Source organism: Methylorubrum rhodinum (assembly GCF_014199935.1).
Lineage (GTDB): Bacteria > Pseudomonadota > Alphaproteobacteria > Rhizobiales > Beijerinckiaceae > Methylobacterium > Methylobacterium rhodinum.
Window position 1 is genome coordinate 19687 of the sequence record NZ_JACHOP010000015.1, and the last position, 15859, is coordinate 35545.

17 protein-coding genes and 2 pseudogenes are annotated in these 15859 nt (G+C 70.4%); 8 read left to right on the plus strand and 11 right to left on the minus strand.

What is annotated here, in order from left to right:
* Window positions 1-94: 94 nt before the first annotated feature.
* The 11 genes and pseudogenes from HNR00_RS26140 to HNR00_RS16180 all read right to left on the minus strand — a co-directional run bounded on the left by HNR00_RS26140 (window position 95) and on the right by HNR00_RS16180 (window position 9375).
* Entirely contained in the window at window positions 95-643 is a 549-nt protein-coding gene (locus HNR00_RS26140) for a DUF4396 domain-containing protein (protein WP_312886072.1), read from the minus strand.
* Window positions 644-655: 12 nt separating this feature from the next.
* Window positions 656-1217 (minus strand): annotated as a pseudogene (locus tag HNR00_RS25580) (YHS domain-containing protein); the annotation flags it as partial.
* Window positions 1218-1425: 208 nt separating this feature from the next.
* Complete coding sequence (locus HNR00_RS16140; RefSeq protein WP_183571131.1) at window positions 1426-1662, minus strand: hypothetical protein; 237 nt, start codon at window positions 1660-1662, stop codon at window positions 1426-1428.
* Window positions 1663-1759: 97 nt separating this feature from the next.
* Window positions 1760-2239 carry a DUF305 domain-containing protein gene (locus HNR00_RS16145; RefSeq protein ID WP_183571133.1) on the minus strand — a complete coding sequence of 160 codons (480 nt, stop codon included), beginning with the start codon at window positions 2237-2239 and terminating at the stop codon, window positions 1760-1762.
* A 55-nt stretch (window positions 2240-2294) separates the two neighbouring features.
* Complete coding sequence (locus HNR00_RS16150) at window positions 2295-2627, minus strand: four-helix bundle copper-binding protein (protein WP_183571135.1); 333 nt, start codon at window positions 2625-2627, stop codon at window positions 2295-2297.
* A gap of 179 nt (window positions 2628-2806) precedes the next feature.
* Window positions 2807-3208, minus strand: coding sequence for a CopM family metallochaperone (gene copM / locus HNR00_RS16155; RefSeq protein ID WP_183571137.1), 402 nt, complete (start codon window positions 3206-3208; stop codon window positions 2807-2809).
* Window positions 3209-3234: 26 nt separating this feature from the next.
* The gene (locus HNR00_RS16160) at window positions 3235-3600 is read right to left on the minus strand and encodes a hypothetical protein (protein ID WP_183571139.1); all 366 of its coding nucleotides are present in this window, start codon (window positions 3598-3600) and stop codon (window positions 3235-3237) included.
* Between the two features lie 24 nt (window positions 3601-3624).
* Window positions 3625-6774 (minus strand): efflux RND transporter permease subunit, encoded by a 3150-nt coding sequence (locus HNR00_RS16165; protein ID WP_183571141.1) that lies wholly within the window; start codon window positions 6772-6774, stop codon window positions 3625-3627.
* Window positions 6775-6786: 12 nt separating this feature from the next.
* Window positions 6787-8526, minus strand: a complete 1740-nt coding sequence (locus HNR00_RS16170; RefSeq protein WP_183571143.1) for an efflux RND transporter periplasmic adaptor subunit — start codon at window positions 8524-8526, stop codon at window positions 6787-6789.
* Between the two features lie 85 nt (window positions 8527-8611).
* Window positions 8612-9070, minus strand: coding sequence for a hypothetical protein (locus HNR00_RS16175; RefSeq protein WP_183571145.1), 459 nt, complete (start codon window positions 9068-9070; stop codon window positions 8612-8614).
* Between the two features lie 92 nt (window positions 9071-9162).
* Complete coding sequence (locus HNR00_RS16180) at window positions 9163-9375, minus strand: heavy-metal-associated domain-containing protein (protein ID WP_183571147.1); 213 nt, start codon at window positions 9373-9375, stop codon at window positions 9163-9165.
* A gap of 333 nt (window positions 9376-9708) precedes the next feature.
* On the opposite strand from HNR00_RS16180, the gene HNR00_RS16185 reads away from it, so the two are divergent.
* The 8 genes and pseudogenes from HNR00_RS16185 to HNR00_RS16215 all read left to right on the plus strand — a co-directional run bounded on the left by HNR00_RS16185 (window position 9709) and on the right by HNR00_RS16215 (window position 15371).
* A complete protein-coding gene (locus HNR00_RS16185; protein ID WP_246390719.1) occupies window positions 9709-10176 on the plus strand; it encodes a MerR family DNA-binding protein in 468 nt (155 codons plus the stop codon).
* Complete coding sequence (locus HNR00_RS16190; RefSeq protein ID WP_183571149.1) at window positions 10173-10394, plus strand: heavy-metal-associated domain-containing protein; 222 nt, start codon at window positions 10173-10175, stop codon at window positions 10392-10394. Before HNR00_RS16185 ends, HNR00_RS16190 begins: the two co-directional genes overlap by 4 nt.
* A 33-nt stretch (window positions 10395-10427) precedes the next feature.
* Entirely contained in the window at window positions 10428-12890 is a 2463-nt protein-coding gene (locus tag HNR00_RS16195) for a heavy metal translocating P-type ATPase (RefSeq protein ID WP_183571151.1), read from the plus strand.
* Window positions 12887-13231, plus strand: a complete 345-nt coding sequence (locus HNR00_RS16200; protein ID WP_183571154.1) for a heavy-metal-associated domain-containing protein — start codon at window positions 12887-12889, stop codon at window positions 13229-13231. Before HNR00_RS16195 ends, HNR00_RS16200 begins: the two co-directional genes overlap by 4 nt.
* Window positions 13228-13908: a cytochrome c biogenesis protein CcdA gene (locus tag HNR00_RS16205; RefSeq protein WP_183571156.1), complete on the plus strand. Its 681-nt coding sequence runs from the start codon at window positions 13228-13230 to the stop codon at window positions 13906-13908. Before HNR00_RS16200 ends, HNR00_RS16205 begins: the two co-directional genes overlap by 4 nt.
* 14 nt (window positions 13909-13922) lie before the next feature.
* Window positions 13923-14162 (plus strand): heavy-metal-associated domain-containing protein, encoded by a 240-nt coding sequence (locus HNR00_RS16210; protein WP_183571158.1) that lies wholly within the window; start codon window positions 13923-13925, stop codon window positions 14160-14162.
* Window positions 14163-14254: 92 nt separating this feature from the next.
* Window positions 14255-14440: pseudogene (locus tag HNR00_RS25840) on the plus strand (MFS transporter); the annotation flags it as partial.
* A gap of 100 nt (window positions 14441-14540) precedes the next feature.
* Window positions 14541-15371: an MFS transporter gene (locus tag HNR00_RS16215; RefSeq protein WP_312886068.1), complete on the plus strand. Its 831-nt coding sequence runs from the start codon at window positions 14541-14543 to the stop codon at window positions 15369-15371.
* Window positions 15372-15859 lie beyond the last annotated feature (488 nt).

A 15859-nucleotide genomic window follows, 5' to 3' on the forward strand; every position in this document is an offset into this window, starting at 1 on the left:
CGGGCGCATGTTGCTAAACGTCTCGCCCGCGCAGCAATAACGGCGCGACTCTGTTCTTCGCTGCCCTGTGCCGGACGAAGCGTTCTGCTTCGGATCATGGCCGGCCTACATCCGCTCCTTGATGCCGAATTCGATAAGCCAACAGTTCACCGGGTAGCTGGTCAGGAAACCCGTGACCATGGCGACCTGCATGGCGAAACAGAACTCGACCGAATTCACCGGCGCGCTGGCTGCCTAGTCGCGGGTGGCGTCCAAACTGCACCAGGGCCATGAGGCCGTACATCCCGACCTGCCAGGCGATGAGTGACAGGGCGTCGGCCTTGAGGGCGGCGACGAGGCCCTTACCCGGCGAGAGACCCCACATCTGCACGATAGCATAATACTTGAACCCGATCCCGAGCGCGTAGGCGAAGACGAAGTCCAGCACCCAGACCGCGTACATCTTCTCCTCGAAGAGCGACCGCCAGCCGAACCACACCGCCACAGCCGGCACCAGGAAGGCGAGCCACTCGGCGGCGACGTTGCCGAGCATGCAGCCGCTGCCGCAGTGAAGCACGCCCTTGCCCACCATCACGGGGAACGGTGTACCGGTCATGTTCGGCGGCTTCTCGCCTCGCTCCTTGGCGTGGCGGTGCGCATCCATCGTCGCGAGCCGGCCGTAGCGGAGCACGACTGGGGTCGCCAGCGCGAACTGTATCCAGTTGGAGGTCTGCTGGCCGAGGCGCTCCGTCAGACCGAAAAGGTGGCCGCCCATCTCCAGCACGAGCACCGGCAGGGTTCAGGACGAGCCCGACCCAGAACCGGCGGGTCATGTCGACCAACTCGTCACTGGGGCCGGTGTCGGCGCCGATTATCGCCGGCTCCAGCACCATGCCGCAGATTGGGCAGGCGCCCGGGCCGACCTGGCGCACCTCGGGGTGCATCGGACAGGTGTAGATCGTGCCCTCCGGCACGGGCTTGGGCTTCGCCGCCGCACTGGCCGGGTCGAGGTAGCGGGCTGGGTCGGCCTCGAACTTGGTGCGGCAGCCGTTCGAGCAGAAATAGTACGGGTGACCGTTGTGCTCGGCGCGGTGCTTGGCGGTGTGCGGATCGACGGTAATCCCGCAGACCGGGTCCTTGACTGTGTGGGCTGGGGCGGCCGCCACGGCCTTGCTGTGGCCGCCGCAGCAGCTGTGCCCCGCGGTGTTGGGGGCGGGCTTATGAGGGTGCTTGGTCATTGCCGCTCCTCCCTGTTGCGTTGAACCTCCGTGTTGAGTTTAAACTGCGAACCAGTCTGCACCTTCCCATGATGGGAAGGCCAACTTGCAACACCGGGGGTGGTTGAACCGCTGGTGGGTCCTTCGGTCGGCCGTGGGGGCCACGCGCGCCAGGGGGAGCAGGGTAGCGGGCGAGATCACCCGCCGCCCTGCCACAGGCACCGTAGGATTAGTGCTTGCTGCCATCCCCGTGGCCGTGGGGCGTATCGGTATGCGTCGGCGCGGTGCCGGCGGGCGCGTTCCTAGCATGATCGGCGCCGTGGGACGGGCCGCCGGCCGTGTTGCCCCGGCTGGGCGTCGGCTGGGTCTGCTGCTCGGCGTTGGCACTGCCTTCGTCGTTGGCCAGGGCCGGCATCGCCAGCACAGCCAGCAGCGCCGCCGCAGCCGTGAGAGCCTTAATTGTCATCACCGTGTTCCTTGGTTGGTTGAGCTGCCATCCGTTGGCAGCGTTCAGCGCCGGCGCCGACGCAACGTGCGCCGAGCCGGTCACGCCAGCGGGCGACCTAGTGGTTGCCCGCTGTCTTGGCGTTCTTGTCGAGCCAGGCGACGAGCTCCTTGATGCTCTTCTCCTGCTCCTCGATGGTCTTTTCGGCGAGGCGCTTGCTCTCGGCGTTGTCGGCGCCCTTCAGCCCGGCTCGGGCCATGTCGATAGCCCCCTGGTGGTGCGGAATCATCGCGCAGATCCAGGCGACGTCGGGGTCGCCCGCCATCATCCCCTGCATCATCGGGCCGTTCATCGACATCATGGCCTGCTGGAGCCCCTTCTGGGTCTCGGTCGTCTGGCCGCCCATGCCCTGCATGGCCTGGGACATGTGCCCCTGCATGTCCTTCATCATGGCGTCCTTGCCGGCGGTGGCGGCCTTGCAGGCCTCCGGCAGCTTCACGGCGGACTGCATCGAGCCGTGGTCGTGGTCGGCCGCGAAAGCCGTCCCGGCGCCCGGGAGCGCCAGGGTCGCCGCGAGGATCAAGGTACGAAACAGCATGGTTGCCTCCTCTCGTTGGGGGTGAGGGGCGGCCCAGCCGGCCGCCCCGGGTCTGTCAGGCGGCCATCTTCCGGCAGCTCTCGGCGCAAGCCCGGCACTGCTCGACGCAGTCCTGCATGTCGCCGACCTGCTCGCAGCTCCGGGCGCAGTCCTCGCAGACATCGGCGCACTCGGCGCAGGTGTGCTTGTGGTGCGCGGTCCCGAGCAGCATGAAGTGCGCCGAGGTCCGGCAGATCTCGGCGCAGGCCAGGGTCAGCCGGAAGTGCTCGGGCTCGATATGCTTGCCGCCGGCCGGGAGGCAGTGGTTCGAGGCCATACCCAGGCAGGTCTGATAGCAGCGCAGGCACTCGTCGATGCAGGGCTGCATCTCGCTCAACATCTGGTGCATTCAGGTTCTCCGTCTATCCATCGCAGGCATTGCGGCATGACCGGAATGCTGACCTAGTATTGTTTAAGTCAGACCGTCACTACCTGAATATTCAACTCTCCCGATACAGATGCGTTCAGAAATAAATACTCTCACGCATCACGTATCGGGGAGAGCCGCCTACGCGCGGACGCGACCGCTCAGTTGGTGCCGCGCTTCCTGAGGAAGGCCTCCATCTGGGCGATCTCGACGTCCTGGGCCTTGATGATGTCCTCGGCCAGCTTCCGGATCTCGGGGTCCTTGGAATACTGGAGGGCGACCTTGGCCATGGCGACGGCCCCCTTGTGGTGGGGGATCATGCCGCGCACGAAGTCGACGTCGACGTCGTTCGTGTAGCGGATGTCCATGTCCCGGTGCATCTCGGCGCCGACGTCCCGGAACGCCTTGGTCGCTGGCGTGTCCGCTTTGTCCGACGCGGCCATCGCGGCGTGGTCGTGCCCGCCATGCCCGGCATGGTCGTGGGCCTCGTGCGCCACGGCGATGCCCGAGAGGCCGAGGGCCAGGGCCGCGGCGGCGGCGAGGGTCGAGGTCAGGGTCTTCATCGAAGGGTTCTTCCTGGTCCGAGGGGTCAGTTGAACTTGCCGCTGGCGGTCGCGCCGTCCGGGCCGGTGAGCTGCACGGCGCCCTTCGGGCTGTCGCCGAGCGCCGCCTCGGCCTTGCCGGTGAGGCGGTTGCCGTCGGCGGGCTGCAGGGGCACGCGGGCCGGCTTGCCGCCGACGACGAGGATGGCGGTACCCTTGAAGCCCGCGGCCGCGACCGGCTTCTGACCCTCGTCGGACAGGAACACGTCGACGGTCTCGCCCTTGGCGACGAGTTCGACGTGGAACTTGCCCGCGTCCGTCACCCGGCCGCCGTGCTGGCCGGAGGTCTCGTGGGCGCACACGGCCGTCGCGGCTAGCAGACTGGCGACGAGGGTCACTCTGGGAAGGATCATGGAGGTTCTCCCGGGTTGTGCGGGTCAGTAGGCGTCGGCCGGGCGCGGGCGCGCGCCGTCCGGGGATGGGTGGGCCGGCGCCTCGGCGTGCAGGGCGCGCAGCCGCTCCAGCGGCCTGCGGCCGAAGCGCAGGAACAGGACGGGGGTCAGGAAGGTGTCGAGCAGCGTCGCGCTGACGAGGCCGCCGAAGATGGTCACCGCGACCGGGTGCAGGATCTCCTTGCCCGGGCTCGCCGCGTCGTAGAGCAGCGGCACCAGCGCGACGCCGGCCGAGAGGGCCGTCATCAGGACGGGCGTCAGCCGCTCCAGGCTGCCGCGCACGACGAGGTCGGGCTCGAACGGCACCCCCTCGTGCAGCGACAGGTTCAGGTAGTGGCTGATCTTGAGGATGCCATTGCGCGCGGCGATGCCGGTCAGCGTGATGAAGCCGATCATCGACGCCACCGACAGCGGCTGCCCGACCAGCCACAGGGCCGCCACCGAGCCGATCAGGGCGAGCGGCACGTTGCCCATGATGATGAGCGCTAGCGCGGCCGAGCGGTAGCGGCTGTAGAGGATGGCGAACACCAAGGCCAAGGACAGGGCCGAGAGCGCCCCGATGGTCCGGCTCGCCTCCTCCTGCGCCTGGAAGGTGCCCTCCAGGCTGGTGAAGAAGCCGGGCGGGAGCGGCTCCTTCGCCACGGCCTCGCGGATGGCCGCCACGACGGTCGCCATGTCGCTCTCGCCGTTGGTGTTGGCCTGGACGACGATGCGGCGGCGGGCGTTCTCGCGCAGGATCTGGTTCGGCCCGTCCGTCTCGCGGATGTCGGCCACCTGCTTCGCCGGCACCCAGCCCGAGGGCGTCTCCAGCAGGAGGTCACCGAGGCCCGTGGTTGTGCGGCGGTTCTCCGAGAGGCGCAGCACCACGTCAAAGCGGCGCACGCCATCGACGACCGTCGAGACCACCCGCCCGTTCGAGAGGCGGCTGATCTGCTCGACCACCGCGGCCGGCTGGACGCCGTAGAGGGCCGCCCGGGTGTAGTCGACCCGCACCTCAAGCTGCGGGATGCGCACCTGCCGCTCGACCTGCAGGTCGACGAGGCCCGGAATCGAGGCCATCCGCTCGCGCAAGGAGTTCGCCACCCGGCGCAGGGCGTCGAGATCCTCGCCGAACACCTTGAGCGCGATCTCGGCCCGCACGCCCGAGAGCATGTGGTCGAGCCGGTGCGAGATGGGCTGGCCGACGTTGACCGCGACCGGCAAGGCGGCGAGGCGCCCGCGGATGTCGGCGACGAGGGCCTCCTTCGGCCGCTTGGCGCCCTCGTCCAGGGCCACCTCGATCTCCGAGGAGTGAACGCCCTCGGCGTGCTCGTCGAGCTCAGCTCGGCCGGTGCGGCGGCCGATCGCCTTCACGCCCGTGATGTCGAGCAGCAGCCTCTCCGCGATCAGCCCGACCCGGTTGCTCTCGGCGAGCGAGATGCCCGGGTTGAAGGTCATGTTGACCGTGAACGAGCCCTCGTTGAACGGCGGCAGGAACGCGCGCGGCAGGTTCCACGCGGCGACGCCGGCCGCGACCACCGCGACCGCGACCGTCCCGACGAGCAGGCCCTGGTGCCGGAAGGCGACCCGCAGGAGGGCAGCGTTGCCGCGCTTGAGCAGCTTCAGGAAGCGGCTGTCGTGCTCCTCCAGGTTCTTCAGCCCCGGCAGCAGCAGGGATGCCAGGACCGGCGTCAGGGTGATGGAGGTGAGCAGGCTCGCCAGGATGGAGATGATGTAGGCCTGCCCCAGCGGCGCGAAGAGCCGGCCCTCGATGCCCGACAAGGCGAACAGCGGCACGAACACCAGGATGATGATCAGCGTCGCGTAGACGATGCCGGAGCGGACCTCGTTCGAGGCCTCCACCACCACCTGGAACACGCTCTTCGGGTTGCCGGCCCTCCGGTTCTCGCCGAGCCGACGATAGATGTTCTCGACGTCCACCACCGCGTCGTCGACGAGCTCGCCGATGGCGATGGCCAGACCGCCGAGCGTCATCGTGTTGATGGACAACCCGAACAGGTGGAACACCACCGCGGTCGTCAACACCGAGACCGGGATGGCGAGCAGCGAGATTGCCGTGGTGCGCACGTTCAGGAGGAAGGCGAACAGCATCACCGCCACCACCAGCACGGCCTCGACGAGGACGCGCTCCACGTTGCGGATCGAGGTCTCGATGAAGTCGGCCTGACGGAACAGGACCTGGTTGGCCTTGATGCTGGCCGGCAGGGTCGGCGACATCTCCTTCAGGGCCGTCTCGATGCTGCGGGTGAGCCGCACCGTGTCGACGTCGGGCTGCTTCTCGACCGAGACGATGACCGAGGGCTTGGCCATGTAGCCGGCGTCGCCCCGCTTCACCTTCGCGGCGAAGGACACCTCGGCCACCTGGCGCAGGTGGACCGGCGTTTCGGCGACGGTCGCGACCACGAGGTTGCGCAGGTCGTCGAGGCTCATGGTCCGGCCGATGTTCCGGATGAGGTACTCGCGAGAATGCTGGTCGGTGAAGCCGCCACCGGCGTTGGTGCCGAACTGCGCCAGCGCCGCCTCCAACTGGGCGTTGGTGATGCCGAGCGAGCGCATGGCGGCCGGGTTCGGGCTGACCCGGAACTGGCGCACCTCGCCGCCGATGGGGATGACCTGCGCCACGCCCGGGATGGTGAGGAGCCGCGGCCGGATGGTGAAGTCTGCGACCTCGCGCACCTGCATCGGGCTGGCGTTCTCGCCGGTGACCGCCACCAGCAGGATCTGCCCCATGATCGAGGAGACCGGCCCCATCACCGGGGTCACGCCGCGGGGCAGCTGGTCCTGTACCAGGGCCAGCCGCTCGGCGACCTGCTGGCGGTTGCGGTAGATGTCGGTGCCCCAGTCGAACTCGACGTAGGTGATGGACAGGCCGACACCCGAGACCGAGCGCACGCGGGTGACCCCGGGCAGCCCGTTCATCCGGGTCTCGATGGGATAGGTGACGAGCTGCTCGACCTCCTGAGGGGCGTACCCTTCGGCCTCCGTCATGATGGTGACGGTCGGCTTGTTGAGGTCCGGAAAGACGTCGACCGGCAGCTTGGTCGCGGTGAAGGCGCCGTAGAGCACCAGCACCGTGGCCATGGCGAGCACGAGCAGGCGGTTGCGGACCGACTGGCTGACGAGGACGGTGAACATCGGGCGGCCTCCTCAGCGGACCTGATCGAGGAGTTCGGCGCCCTGGGTCACGACCCTCTTGCCGGGCCCGATCCCTTCAGCGACCAGCACGCGGCCGCCGTCGAGCGGCTCGACCCGAACGGGACGCGCCTCGAAGCGCTCGGCGGTGGTGTGCTCGTAGACGACGTCCTGCCCGTTGCCGGTGCGCACGACGGCCGAGCGGGGCAGCGCCAGGCCGGACTGCTCCGTGTCCGTCCCGGCCAGCACCGTGACGAACTGGCCGACCCGCAGGCCGGAGGCTTCGCCCTGAACAGCGAACTGCACCGGGATGGCCTGGTTGCGGTCGGCGAGCCCCGTGCCCTGGTAGGCTAGCTTCAGGGTCCGGCCGTCCGCGAGCCGCGCGGTGGCGTTCTGCGCCGCGGTCAGCGCGTCAAAGCTGAGCGCCTCGACCCAGAGACGGTTTGGGTCGACGATCTGAAAGACCATGGCGCCGGGCGCCGCCATCTGGCCGGCCACCGCGGTCGCCTGCGCCACCACGCCATCGACGGGCGACACCAAGGTCTCGGGCTGCTGCCGGATCTTGTCGAGGGCGGCGCGGCGGTCGTGCAGGCCGTTGAGCTCGGCCACCGCGTCGTCGAGCTGGGTCGTGGCGACGGCGCCGGTGGTCGCGAGCTTGCGGTAGCGCTCGACCCGGCGCTCGACGATGGCGATCTGCTGGTCGAGTTCGCCCTGGCGCTGGCGCATGTCGGAAACGTCGACCGCCTGGACCGGCGGCGTCACCGTGGCGAGGACGTCGCCCTTGCGCACCTTCGTGCCCAGGCGCGGGAAGATGCCGGAAGGCGGGGGCGAGAGGCGGCCGCCGACCGAGGACTGCACGACGCCGCTGGCGTTCGGGTCCGGGATGATGCGGCCGGGCAGCTCGACCGAGCGGTGGAAGCTGCCCCGCTCCGTCAGGGTCGTGCGCAGCACCAGCAGGCGCTGCGTGGGCTTCGGCACGAAGACCGACCCGTCGGGCAGGCGCTGCGCGAGGTCCGACGAGGCCGGCGCGGTCTGGCGCGGCTCGATCAGGGCGGCCCCCTGCACGGGCGCGCCGTGGTCCTCGTCGCCGTGCGCTAAGGCGGCGGTGCCGAGGACGAGGGTGATGCCGATGGCGAGCAGGGCAAGGGCCGGAGCCCCCCGACGGCCGCGTGCGAGCGCCGTCACGAGCACGCCGAGCAGGAACGCGACGGCGACCGCGGCCACCAGGGTCGGGTCCTTGGCCGTCAGGCGCTCCCGGACGCCGTAAGCGATTTCGGTGACGCGCGCCAGAGCCGCCTGCGCCGGAGACGGCGTGGCAGGCGCGGCGGCCGGGGCGGCGTTCCGGTCGGGGACGGTAACCGCGACGGTGAGCACGTCCACGGCGTCGCCCGCCGTGACGGTCGCGACGAGGTCGTGCCGGCCGGGCTTCGATAGCCACGGGGCCGGCAACGTGTAGCCGCCGTCGGCCGTGGCGGTCGCGGTCTTCGGCCCCTCGGGCGTCTCGACCTCGACCGTCGCGCCGGTCACCGGCTCGTTCGTCCTGAAGCGATCGAGGAACAGCGTCAGGGTGCCGTCGCGCGGGATGGCGACGAGCTCGAACGCGTCCGAGAGCGCCTCGCCGCGCGGGGCGATGGTCTTGGAGACGGGCGGCGGCGCGGCGCCGTGGTCGTGGCCCTCGTGGGCGAGCGCCGGCCCCGCCAGGACGGCGGCAAGCAGCGCCACCGCGCTATAGGCGGCGGCAAAACGGATCGGCATGAACGGGAATCCTCGCGTCGGGAGGTCCGGACGGCGCCGTTCGCGGGCGCATTCCGGGCGTCGCGCGCCTCAGGCGCGCCCTACTTCACGCGAGGGTTCGTGGGGGCTTGGGCAGGGCCTCTGGACCGGCGCCCGAACGGCCGGCGACGTCGCGCGGGATCAGCGTGACGGTCCGGAACAGAGACGGTGAGAGGCCAGACGGGCCCGAAAGGACGCCGGTGGCGCAGCAGGCCATCGTCCCGCAGCAGCGGGTCTTGCAACCGGGCTGGCAGCAATCGTCCCCGGTCGGCTCGATGCGCGCCGTCTCCATGGCCGCGAGCGTGACCTTGGACCAGGCCGGCGCCTCGGACCGGGCGGTCGGCTTGGCGGGCACGGTCCCCGCCGCCTTGGTCGTCGCAGGGACGGGCTTCGGCTGAACCGCGGCCATGTGGTGGCCGCGGTGCGCGTGCCCCTCGTGGGCCTGGACGGCGGACGGCGCGACGTAGGCGATGATCGCGAGGATCATCGCCGCCATCAGGCGCACGATTTGCCGGTCGAGGCTCATGAGGTCTGGCTTACACCGATTCCGGTGGCGGGACTATGTCCGCCGTTGAGACGTGAATGCCCGCAGGCATGTTTGGTTTCCGGCGCGTTCTTTCAAGCCGCCGCGAGCAGCGGCATCGCCGGATACCCCGCGGTGGCGATGGCCTGGGCGATGCGGTCGGCCGGGCCGGCGGCACCGGACACGGTCACGAGCTTGGCTCCCAGGTCTACCTCGACGCGGGCGTTCGGCTCGATGCCGAGGACGGCGCGGGTCACGGACTTGGCGCAGCCGCCGCAGCCCATCTTGTCGACCTTGTAGCGGAACATGACGCTCTCCCTCTGGTGGCGTCCTGCACAGATGGGGCTTCCTATGATGGGAAGGTCAAGGCATCGGCGAATCGGCCAGATCGAGTTCCCGAGATCCTGGGGGGTTCCGTTCATCCGTGAAGCCGCAGAGCGGATGAGCGTCCCAAGGTGATTGAGGTGGCAGTCGAAGGCTTCCTGCCGGTCTCTTGGTGGACACCGCTGTCTCACTCTAGCGAACTGCGACGATACCGGATGCCCTCGCCGGACCACCTGTCCCGAGCTGCGAACCTCTCCGACAACTCCGCCCTTGACCCCGTACCACGGTACGGAGTGTAGGCTCTTGGAGTGTTAGTGATGCCGGGGCGGCAAATGAGGGATTTGACCATCGGAAAAGCGGCGCAGGAGGCCGGTGTCGGCGTCGAGACCATCCGGTTCTACGAGCGCCAGGGCTTGATCGAGCAGCCGGCCAGGGGGGCAGGCTATCGGACCTACCCGCCCGAGGTGGTCGCCCGCATCCGCTTCATCCGGCAGGCCCAAAGGATCGGCTTTTCTCTCAAGGAGGCGCAGGAAGTCCTTGCCCTGCGCGCCAACCCGGAGGCCGACTGCGCCGATGTGCGGGCTCAAGCCCAGCACAAGATCGCAGAGGTGGACGAGAAAATCTCCGAGCTCCTGCGCGTCCGCGCCGCCTTGGAGGCCGTGGTCGTGTCGTGCCCGGGCCACGGCAGCCTGGGCGGCTGCACCATCCTGGAAGCTCTCGACGAGGCTCCGCGGGAGCCGGGTGCCTGCCGATGCGACGAACCGAGGAAGAGGAACACACCATGAGGACGGTCACCCTGAAGGTTGAAGGTTGGCGGTGCGCCGCCTGCTCCGCCTCGGTCGGCTCTCTGCTGGAGGCTCATCCCGGCGTCCGCGGCATCGACGTCTCCTTCGACGAGGGACGCGTCCGAGCTCTCTTCGACCCGGCGGCCACCAGCGAGGGCCGCCTCGTCGAGCTGATCGAGAAGCGCGGCTTCCGGGTCGTGGCCCGGACTTCGGCCTGACTCACCCGACCGGACATTCCAGGAGACAGACCGATGGCCGCAGCGGCACTCAACACTGACCTTTCCTTGTGGAGCGAGGAGCCTGCCAGCCGGCCCGACCGGGCGCGCATCCGTGCCCGAATCGGTGGCCTGCACTGCTCGCTCTGCACCGGCACCATCGAGAAGGCTCTGGGCAGCCAGCCCGGCGTCGACAAGGTGGCGGTCAGCCTGACCCACGAGCAGGCCCTCGTCGAGTACGACCCGGCGGTCGCGCGGCCGGCGGCGTTGCTGGGGATCCTGCGCGACATCGGCTACACCATCTCCGACCCGCGCAAGGTCCGGCCCTACGAGGAGGAGGAGCGCGATCTCGTGCGCGAGAGCCGCCGCTTCGTTGTGGCGGTCGCGCTCAGCGTCGCCTCCATACCCATCATCGCGGACCCTACCCTCGGCTGGATTGGCTTCCTGCCCGCCCTGGTCTGCCTCAGCCTCGGCGCGATGGTCTTCCTCGTCCTGCGGAAGACAAGTCTCCTCGCGGCGGCCGCCAGCACCGCCGGTCTCGCCGTCCTGGCACTCGGCCTGCTCTACCTGAACCTCCAGGGCTACCTTGCGGCCTCCGCCCCCTGGCTCGTCGCCGCGCTGGCGGTCGTGATCGTCTTCGGGGTCGGGCGCCACATCCTGCACATGGCCGTCCAGGCCCTCCGACGCGGCATCCTGAACCAGCACGTGCTGCTGGAGATCGGCGCTTTCGCGGGCATGCTCGGCGGCGTCATCGGGCTGGCCCTCGATCGGCCGGACTACCCGACCGCGCCGTTCTTCGCCGTCTCGGTCATGGTCGCGACCTACCACATCTTCTCCGAATGGCTGTCGCTCATCGTCAAGACGCGCAGCTCCCAGGCCGTGAAGCGGCTCCTCGACCTCCAGCCGGAGACCGCCCGCGTGGTCCAGGATGGCCAGGAGCGGGATGTGCCGCTGGACGCCGTCGCGGTCGGCGACCTCGTCCGCATCCGCCCCGGGGAGCGCGTGCCCGTCGACGGCACGGTCGCGGGCGGCCGCTCCGCCGTCGACCAGTCCCTCGTCACCGGCGAGCCCATCCCGGTCGAGCGCGCGGAGGGCGACGCCGTCATCGGCGGCTCGATCAACGGCACCGGCACCCTACTGGTGCGGGTGACCGCGGTGGGTGCCGGCAGCTTCCTGCAGAAGGTGGTGCGCGAGGTCGAGGACGCCCGCGCCCTCAAACCCGGCCTGCTCCACCTCGTCGACCGCGTCCTGCAGGTCTACACCCCGACCGTGCTCGTGGTGGCCGCGCTGGCCTTCGTCGGCTGGTTCGCTGGTTCGTGGTTGGCCGGCGGCGAACCCGACATCGAGCGGGCCGTGTTCGCGGGCCTGAGCGTCCTGGTCATGGGCTATCCCTGCGCCGTCGGCATTTCGGCGCCGCTCTCCATCGTACGGGGGGCCGGCGAGGCCGCCGAGCACGGCATCCTGATGCGGACCGGCGAGGCCTTCCAGGGCTACCGCCTCGTCGACACCGTCGTCCTCGACAAGACCGGGACCCTTACCGAGGGCCGGCCCGCGGTCCGCGAGGTCGAGGCGTTCTCCGGGAGCGAGGCCGATCTCGTCGCCCTTGCCGCCGCGGCCGAGGCCTCGTCCGAGCACCCGCTCGCGCAGGCGGTGGTCAAGGCCGCGTTCGCGCGTGGCGCCGTGCCCCCGGACGTGACCTCGTTCGAGGCCGTTCCGGGCAAGGGCGTCGTCGCCCGCACCGGGGCGGGCGAGGTCCTGGTCGGCAGCCCAGCGTTCCTGGCGGGCCGGGGCATCGACCTCTCGTCCGCAGCGGCCCGCATCCAGCACCTGGAGGGGGCCGGGCGCACCGTCATCGTGGTCGGCCGGGACCGTCGCCTGCTGGGCCTGCTCGCTCTCGACGACAGCCTGCGGTCCGACGCGGCGCAGGCGGTCGCGGCCCTGCGGGCTGAGGGCCTGCGGACGGTCCTGCTCACCGGTGACAACGAGCGAGCCGCCCGCAGGATCGCCGCCGAGGCGGGCATCGACGAGGTCCACGCGGGGGTACTGCCCGACGGCAAGGCGGAGACCGTGCGGCGCCTCCAGGCGACGGCCAAGGTCGCGATGGTCGGCGACGGCATCAACGACGCGCCCGCCCTGATGCAGGCCGACGTCGGCATCGCCATGGGCGGGGGCACCGACATCGCCATTGAGGCTGCCGACATCATCATCCTGTCGAACCGCCTGGCCGCGCTGCCGCTCGCCCGCCGCATCAGCCGGCGTAGCTACGCCAAGATGCTCCAGAACGTCTGGCTGGCCTTTGCCTTCAACGGCCTCGGCATCCCGGTCGCCGCGGCCGGCCTCATCAACCCGATCTGGGCCATGGTCGCCATGGCGGTGAGCGTCACCGCGATCTTCCTCAATTCCCTCTGGGGCCAGCCCGGACTGTTCCTGGGAGCGGTCACGAGCGTCGGCAGCCTGCCCGGCACGAACGGGCTCGCCATCGAAGGAGGTCGGCGATGAGGTTCCTGAATTCTTCGAGCGGCGCGGTCGCGCTCGCAGCCCTCCTCCTGGGACCGCCCGGCCCGGTCCGTGCCCAGGAGGACACGCCGGCCATGTCACACCGCGGCTCCGACCTGAAGGTCGCGACCATCCCGGTGGAAGGCATGGTCTGCCTCTCCTGCGCCGCCTCGATCAAGCGTGCAGTCCGGAAGGTGGACGGCGTGACCGACGCGGAGGTCGACTTCGTCGGCCGCACGCTCCGCGTCACCTACGCCGCCGGCCGACCCCTCCTGCTCGGTCGCGTGCGGACGGCCATCGCGGGCCTCGGCTACACCCCCGGTACCCCCGTGGTGGCGCCGTGACGCTCGAACATCTCGTCCAGCCCCTGGCGACCGGCGCCGGCGGGCCGGCCGCCCTCTGGATCGCGTTCCTTGCCGGGGTCCTGGCCAGCGCGGTCTGCCCCTGCACCCTGCCGGTCGGGCTCGGCCTGGCCAGCGTCGCCGGGGCCTCGGAGGCGGGGTCCCGCCGCGCCGGACTGCAGGTGGCCGGGTCCTTCTTCGCCGGGATCGTCCTGAGCCTCGCCGCCCTCGGCTCCGCGGTGGGACATCTCGGCGCGCTCGCGACGGAGGCGTTCGGCCGGAACTGGGCCCTGCTCATGGCCGCCGTCTCGCTCGCGTCTGCGCTGCTCGCCTTCTGGTGGCCGCGCCTGCGCACCCGAGCGCTGACGGCCTGGCGCCGCCCCGGCCTCCTCGGCGCCTTCGCCTACGGCGTAGTGTTCAGTGTTGGCACCTCGGTCGCGCCGCTGCTGCTGCTGCTCACGGTGGCGGCCGCGGAGGGTCGGACCGGGCGCGGCGTCGTCCTCGCCCTCGCATTCGGCCTCGGTCGGGGCCTGCCCTTCCTCGCCGCCGGCGCGGCCGGGAGCGCGGTCACCCGCCTGGCCCGCCTCGGCGTCTGGGGGCGAGCCCTGCAGCTCCTCAGCGGCGCCGCCCTCCTACTGGTCAGCGCCTACTACGCACGGGTCTACGCGGACCTGCTCTGAACCCCGGAGACCGCATGAGCGACGAAACCGCCTCCCTGACGGAGGTCACCCTCTCCGTGCCGGGCATGCTGTGCGACGGCTGCGCCGAGATGGTCCGTGACCTGCTGATGGCCGTTCCGGGGGTCCGGCAGGCGAGGGCCAGCGCGTGGCGCAAGCACGTCGCCGTTCGGTTCGAGCCGTCCCGCGTCGGACCCGCGGAGATCCGGTCGGCGCTCGCCAACGGCGGGTTCGACGGCGCCGAGGTGCAGGCATGATCCCCGGAGCGGCGGAACCCGCGGAGGCTGACCGCGAGCGCCTGCTCCGCGTGCTCGCGGCGGCGGCGTTCGTGATCTTCTTCCAGGCGTTCATGGTCGCGCCGATCCTGCCGCAGTTGGCGCAGGGGTTCGGCGTTTCGCCCGAGCGTGTCGGGCTCATCGTTCCCGCCTACTTGATCCCGTACGGCGCGGCGACGCTGGTCTACGGATTGCTGGCCGACCGCCTCGGCGTCTGGCGCGTCATGGCGGGTTCCCTGGCCACCTTCGCGGCGCTGACGGCCCTGACAGCCACGGCGAGCTCGGTCGGGCAACTCGCCACGTGGCGCTTCATGACCGGCCCTGGGGGCGAGCGGGGTCGTTCCGCTCGGCCTCGTTCTCGTGGGCCGGCTCTTCCCCTACGAACGAAGCGGGCGCCCCCTGGGATGGCTGTTCGGCGCCATGGCCGGCGGCATGGCCTTCGGGTCGACTTTCGGAGCCCTGCTCGAACCGATCGTCGGATGGCGCGGCCTCTTCCTGACCGTCGGCGCCGCCGGGGGCGCGCTCCTGCTCGTCCTCGCGCCGTCACGGGTGATCATCCCGGGCGCCACGGCGGCCGGGACACGGCTGCCCGACCTGTTCCGCGGCTATCGCGACCTCCTGCTCAACCCACGCGGACGCCGCACCTATAGCTTCGTGCTGCTCAACTCGATGTTCCACTCCGGCGTGTTCACCTGGCTCGGCCTGTACTTCGAGCAGCGATACGGGCTCGGTCCCGTCGGGGTCGGCCTGGCGCTCCTCGGCTACGGCATCCCCGGCTTCCTCCTGGGGCCGGTCATCGGCCGCATCGCGGACCGGCGAGGGCGCGGCCGCCTCCTTCCGGCCGGCCTGCTCCTGGGGGCCTTGTCGGCGGCGGCCCTGACCCTCGACGCGCCGCTTCTCCTGGCGGCGGTGGCGGTGACGGTCCTGTCGCTCGGCTACGACATGACCCAGCCGCTGCTCGCCGGCGTCGTCACCGCGCTCGGGGGCCAACGTCCGGGCCAGGCCATGGGGCTCAACGTCTGCCTGCTGTTCACCGGGTTTGGGCTGGGAAGCCTGCTCTTCGGCGGGTTGCTCCGTTTCGGGTTCGGGACGACACTTGCCCTGTTCGCGGCGGCGGAACTGGCGCTGGCCGCAGCTGCCGTGCGTCTCTTCCGGTCCGAGACGCCGCCGGTTAAGGGAGGACGCCCATGAGTGCGCCAAGGTCCGAGTTCGAGGAGGAAGCCCTCGACACCCTCATTCTCGCCGCGTTCCGGCAAGCGCAGCGGGAGGGGCATCGCGAGGTGGTCGAACACCTCATGCGAGCCCTTGAGGCGCTCGCTGAGGCGGATGACCCGAGATCGGCCGCGGCCTGTGTGGCCGAGGCATACCTTGGCTTTGCAGACGAGCAGGGCACGGGACGCGCTTCCCCAATGAATGAAGGTCGACCGAGGCGGCCGCACTGAGCCTCGACGGCTCGCGCTCGTCCGCGGCAGCAGGTCTATCAGGCCGAGCGCAGCGAAGCGGGTCCATAGATCGCATTCGATGCCCTTCAGGTCTGCACAGTCGGCCAGACCAGCTTGAGGTGACCGCGGACGACCCGAGCGGTGCTGGCGCGCCCACTCAGATGCACCGAGCCCCCGCATGCTGGCGGAAAAGGAGTGTAACATTGCTGATTCCGGTGCGCAGCTGTGAAGGGGTCG

Coding starts and splice junctions, on each gene's coding strand:
- HNR00_RS26140 (WP_312886072.1), bottom strand. CDS start 643: ATGGATGCGCACCGCCACGCCAAGGAGCGAGGCGAGAAGCCGCCGAAC.
- HNR00_RS16140 (WP_183571131.1), bottom strand. CDS start 1,662: ATGACAATTAAGGCTCTCACGGCTGCGGCGGCGCTGCTGGCTGTGCTG.
- HNR00_RS16145 (WP_183571133.1), bottom strand. CDS start 2,239: ATGCTGTTTCGTACCTTGATCCTCGCGGCGACCCTGGCGCTCCCGGGC.
- HNR00_RS16150 (WP_183571135.1), bottom strand. CDS start 2,627: ATGCACCAGATGTTGAGCGAGATGCAGCCCTGCATCGACGAGTGCCTG.
- copM (WP_183571137.1), bottom strand. CDS start 3,208: ATGAAGACCCTGACCTCGACCCTCGCCGCCGCCGCGGCCCTGGCCCTC.
- HNR00_RS16160 (WP_183571139.1), bottom strand. CDS start 3,600: ATGATCCTTCCCAGAGTGACCCTCGTCGCCAGTCTGCTAGCCGCGACG.
- HNR00_RS16165 (WP_183571141.1), bottom strand. CDS start 6,774: ATGTTCACCGTCCTCGTCAGCCAGTCGGTCCGCAACCGCCTGCTCGTG.
- HNR00_RS16170 (WP_183571143.1), bottom strand. CDS start 8,526: ATGCCGATCCGTTTTGCCGCCGCCTATAGCGCGGTGGCGCTGCTTGCC.
- HNR00_RS16175 (WP_183571145.1), bottom strand. CDS start 9,070: ATGAGCCTCGACCGGCAAATCGTGCGCCTGATGGCGGCGATGATCCTC.
- HNR00_RS16180 (WP_183571147.1), bottom strand. CDS start 9,375: ATGTTCCGCTACAAGGTCGACAAGATGGGCTGCGGCGGCTGCGCCAAG.
- HNR00_RS16185 (WP_246390719.1), top strand. CDS start 9,709: ATGCCGGGGCGGCAAATGAGGGATTTGACCATCGGAAAAGCGGCGCAG.
- HNR00_RS16190 (WP_183571149.1), top strand. CDS start 10,173: ATGAGGACGGTCACCCTGAAGGTTGAAGGTTGGCGGTGCGCCGCCTGC.
- HNR00_RS16195 (WP_183571151.1), top strand. CDS start 10,428: ATGGCCGCAGCGGCACTCAACACTGACCTTTCCTTGTGGAGCGAGGAG.
- HNR00_RS16200 (WP_183571154.1), top strand. CDS start 12,887: ATGAGGTTCCTGAATTCTTCGAGCGGCGCGGTCGCGCTCGCAGCCCTC.
- HNR00_RS16210 (WP_183571158.1), top strand. CDS start 13,923: ATGAGCGACGAAACCGCCTCCCTGACGGAGGTCACCCTCTCCGTGCCG.